1 protein-coding gene is annotated in these 2,123 nt (G+C 66.1%); it reads right to left on the bottom strand.

Going from position 1 to position 2,123, the window contains the following annotated elements:
• The coding region (locus AB4Y86_RS17490) for a 2-oxo acid dehydrogenase subunit E2 (RefSeq protein ID WP_441403433.1) at nt 1-1,733 on the bottom strand (1,733 nt) is incomplete at its 3' end.
• Nucleotides 1,734-2,123 lie beyond the last annotated feature (390 nt).

Raw genomic sequence — 2,123 nt, 5'->3', positions numbered from 1 at the left:
ACTTCGTCGAGCCCGTCGTCGGCGGCGTCGGAGATGATGGCGTCCAGCAGCGGGATCAGCGATTCGCCGCCCTCCAGCGAGAAGCGCTTCTGACCGACGAACTTCGTCTGCAGGAAGGTCTCGAAAGCCTCCGCCGCGTTGAGCTTGGAGACGATCCGGAGCTGTTCGTCACGGCTCGGCTTGGAGTAAGGGTGCTCAAGCTGGTCTTGGAACCACTTGCGCTCGGCCGGGTCCTGGATATGCATGTATTCGATGCCGGTGGTGCGGCAGTACGCATCGCGCAGGACGCCCAGGATGTCGCGGAACTTCAGCATCGGCGCACCGCCGAAACCGCCGGTGGGCCACTCGCGGTCCAGATCCCAGAGCGTGAGGCCGTAAGTGAGGACGTCGAGGTCCGGGTGCTTGCGCTGGACGTATTCGAGCGGATCCGTATCCGCCATCAGGTGGCCGCGGACTCGGAAGGAGTGGATGAGCTGCTGGATCCGGGCGACCTTGTTGATCTCGTCCGCCGGGTCCACCTGCAGGTCGAGGCTCCAGCGTACGGGCTCGTACGGGATGCGCAGCGACTCGAAGATCTCGTCGTAGAAGTTCTGCGCGCCGAGCAGGAGCTGGTGCACCAGCTTGAGGAACTCGCCGCTGCCGGCACCCTGGATGACGCGGTGGTCATAGGTGGAGGTCAGCGTGAGCACCTTGCTGATGGCGTTCTGCGCGATGATCTTCTCGCTGGCGCCCTGGAACTCGGCCGGGTAGTCGAGTGCGCCGACGCCGATGATGGCCGCCTGGCCCTTGGAGAGGCGGGGGACCGAGTGCACGGTGCCGATGCCGCCGGGGTTGGTCAGCGAGACCGTGGTGCCGGCGTGGTCGTCGGCGGTGAGCTTGCCGGCACGGGCACGCTTGATCAGGTCCTCGTAGGTGTGCCAGAACTCGGAGAAGTTGAGGGTCTCCGCCTTCTTGATGTTCGGGACCATGAGCAGGCGGCTGCCGTCGGGCTTGGGCATGTCGATGGCGATGCCGAAGTTCACGTGCGCCGGCTGGACGGCGACAGGCTTGCCGTCGACGACGTCGTAGTAGACGTTCATCGAGGGGAACTGGGCCAGCGCCCGGATGACGGCATAGCCGATCAGGTGCGTGAAGGAGACCTTGCCGCCGCGGGCGCGGGCCAGGTTGGAGTTGATGACCACACGGTTGTCGATCAGCAGCTTGGCGGGGATGGCCCGGACGCTGGTCGCGGTGGGCACCTCGAGGCTGGTCACCATGTTGGCGGCAATGGCCTTCGCCGGGCCGCGCAGGACGGAGACAACGTCCTGCTCCGGGGCGGTGGGAGCCTTTGTGTTCTTGGGCAGCTGGGCCGGGATGGGCTGGGTGCCGGCGCCGGGTTCGGCGTTCTTCGAGCCGTCGCGGGCCACGGTTGCCGGGGCCTTCTGGGGAGCGGCGGCGGGGGAGGGTGCGGCTGCGGCGGGGGCTGCCGGCGCGGGCGCCGGGGCGGCAGTCGCGGCAGGGGCTGCGGCGGCGGGGGCCACCACCGGGAGCTCACGGGTGGAGGGGTTCGCGACGGCAGTAGCCGAGGCGCCGTTGGTCGAAGAACCGTCACTGGCGTCGAAGGATTCGAAAAGCGGCCACCACTTGGCGTCTACCGTGTTCTTGTCCTGCTGGTACCGCTCGTACAGTTCGTCAACGAGCCACTCGTTTCCGCCAAATTCCTCGGGTAGACGGTGGCTAGGCTGCTCTGGCACTTGAAATACGCCTCTTCCATGAGTTTGATTCCCGCTGGTTTCCACGGTGCCGCAGCACGTCAATCGAACCAGTTCTCCGCGTCCAGTGAACCCAGACCTTTGCCAGTCTAGTGAGGATTCCGGCCAAACTGCCAATAAGGGTGACTCAAATCATCGAGCAGCCGTGAAGGCGTCCCGTCCGGGCCGCCGGGGCCGCTGCGGGGCCGCCGCCCGGCTCGCCTAGAATCACTCCTGAGAACCCCCTTTATCGAGGAGTTGCCGTGCGTTTCCTGAGTGAGCCGACCACTGATCTGACCTATTCCGACATCTTCCTGGTGCCGTCCCGCTCCGACGTCATTTCGCGGCACGACGTCGATCTGGCGGCGGACGACGGGACCGGTTCCACTGTCC

The sequence above is a fragment of the Arthrobacter sp. 2YAF22_2 genome (genome assembly GCF_052114645.1).
In the GTDB taxonomy this organism is placed as follows: domain Bacteria; phylum Actinomycetota; class Actinomycetes; order Actinomycetales; family Micrococcaceae; genus Arthrobacter.
The sequence above is the reverse complement of the archived record's forward strand: the minus strand, read 5'-3'. Positions and strand labels throughout refer to the sequence as shown.